At 72.6% G+C, this 237-nt stretch carries 1 protein-coding gene; it reads left to right on the top strand.

From position 1 onward, the window contains the following. A partial coding sequence (locus ACSNOK_RS36160; RefSeq protein ID WP_436784883.1) for an FCD domain-containing protein occupies window positions 1-237 on the top strand: 237 nt, incomplete at both ends.

The following is a 237-nucleotide window of genomic DNA, read 5'->3' as shown; positions in this document are numbered from 1 at the left end:
ACCTCATGGGCGGGCTGGAAGCACTGGCCGGGCGGCTGGCCTGCGAACGGATCACGCCCGTCGCCTTCGGCGCCATCGAGCAGGCGCACCGCGAGATGTACACCTTCTACCTGCGCGGCGACCGGCAGGGCTATTTCGCCTGCAACCAGCAGATCCACGAGGCGATCCTTGCCGCTGCCGGCAACGGCGCCCTGTCGGCGGCGGCCCGCACGCTGCTGGGCCGCCTGCGCCGCGTCC

Origin of the sequence: Streptomyces sp. URMC 126, assembly GCF_051386555.1 — a bacterium.
Lineage (GTDB): Bacteria > Actinomycetota > Actinomycetes > Streptomycetales > Streptomycetaceae > Streptomyces.
Note: the sequence above shows the minus strand (reverse complement) of the source record. Positions and strands in the feature narration are given on the sequence as shown.